Genomic DNA, 1,573 nt, shown 5'->3' on the forward strand with positions numbered 1-1,573 from the left:
CTTCTTCCGCTTCGCCGAGAACCGACCGCGCTCCGCCGTCCTGTCCTGCTTCTGCTTCTTCACATCCACCTCACGAGGGGGAGGCTATCCCCCAGAAAGGTGTCTCAGGAAATACTGGGGCGGAGGACTCCCCAACAGTGCGCTTCTCATACGAGCCACGCTCCGTTCCTGTGGATACTTCTATCAAGTGTACAATTCGAATTGCCACTTCTCGTTTGGAACAGGCATTCGATTCAACGCGGGAGAACGGATAGGTGTTGGAATGGCGGCTGTATCCGCGCACGTAACCCTGACCGGCTACGAGTCTGATATACCGCTCTGATGAAGCCGTCGTGCCTCGCGGGTTGAACGTGCGTGATTCGGCCGGGACTGACAGCCCCTGACGAAGGTCGGGGTTGGGCTGGCCGTTGGCGAGGGACGTCCTCCGCTTGAGGGACCTGGTCCGTGGACTCGTCCCCGACGCTTTCTGGCGGCGCGTGGCGCCGCTGTAGCACCCCGGCCCGTTACACACCTGGACGTGCACGCGGGATGGCTGCACCAGCGCCACCTCGCGCGCGCCCGCATCCGCTGGCGCTTCGGCGTCGACTCCGCCCGACAGAAGCTGGGCAAGTCCTACCCGCTGACGGCGCAGGCGGCAGCACCCAAGGCCGCCGCCTGAACCATTCAGAATCCCTGTGTCGGCGTACCAGGCGAAACGGCAGCTGCTGCTGCCGTACGCGACGAGCTCAAGAACCTATTTCGGTGATGACGTCCGAAACCTGGGAAGCGTCGTGGAAGATGATCCCCGCCGTGTGCCTCTGGCCGGAGCGCACGCGGCTGACGCCGTGCCGGAGGTTGACGCGGTACGTGCCCCGCGTGCCCTGCACGGGTCGGTGGTGCACCGCGAAGACGACCGCGTCTCCCTGTCGCAGGGGGACGACCTCCGCGCGTGACTGCATGCGGGGACGCTGCTCCATCAGGACGAACTCGCCGCCCGTGAAGTCTCGTCCGGGTTCGGAGAGGAGGAGGGCCACCTGGAGCGGGAAGACATGCTCGCCATACAGGTCCTGATGCAGGCAGTTGTAGTCGTCCATGCCGTAGCGCAGGAGCAGGGGAGTGGGGCGCACCTGGCCTGCCTCGTGGCAGCGAGCGAGGAAGTCCGCGTGCGCGTCCGGATATCGCACGTCGATGCCCATCGACGTGTTCCAGCGGTTCGCGATGGGCGCGAGGCACGGGCAGCGAAGGGCATGCCGTCGCCGGACCCGGTGGCGACATCCTCTGGCACCGGGCATGGCGTTCGCGCGGGTGAGAGTCTCTTGGCAGCGGCGGGTTCGAATCCCGCCGCCTTGAAAGGAGCACGGCTTCTCTCGAATTCGCGGATTCGCCGCATCTGTGCTCCAGTGGGTTCCCCTCCCTTGCGCCCATGACCACCGGAACCCCTTCGCCTCCTCCTGAGCTGGGCATGCAGCGCGCGGTATCGCGCTGGGAAATCGTCGGGTTCTCCATCAACGACGTCATCGGCAGCGGTGTCTACCTGCTGCCCGCGGCCGCCGCCGCGAACCTGGGCTCGGCCAGCACGGGCGCCGTCGTGCTC

2 protein-coding genes are annotated in these 1,573 nt (G+C 66.1%); one reads left to right on the forward strand and one right to left on the reverse strand.

Going from position 1 to position 1,573, the window contains the following annotated elements; all coding sequences use genetic code 11:
- Positions 1 to 517 precede the first annotated feature (517 nt).
- A complete protein-coding gene (locus D7V93_RS45650) occupies positions 518 to 658 on the forward strand; it encodes a hypothetical protein (protein WP_158623984.1) in 141 nt (46 codons plus the stop codon).
- 67 nt (positions 659 to 725) lie between these two features.
- On the opposite strand, the gene D7V93_RS42840 is transcribed toward D7V93_RS45650, so the two are convergent.
- On the reverse strand, positions 726 to 1,271 hold the full coding sequence (locus D7V93_RS42840) for a 2OG-Fe(II) oxygenase (protein WP_372338434.1): 546 nt from the start codon (positions 1,269 to 1,271) through the stop codon (positions 726 to 728).
- Between the last annotated feature and the right edge of the window lie 302 nt (positions 1,272 to 1,573).

This window comes from Corallococcus llansteffanensis, from assembly GCF_003612055.1.
Taxonomy (GTDB): Bacteria; Myxococcota; Myxococcia; order Myxococcales; family Myxococcaceae; genus Corallococcus; species Corallococcus llansteffanensis.

Coding starts and splice junctions, on each gene's coding strand:
- D7V93_RS42840 (WP_372338434.1), bottom strand. CDS start 1,271: ATGCCCGGTGCCAGAGGATGTCGCCACCGGGTCCGGCGACGGCATGCC.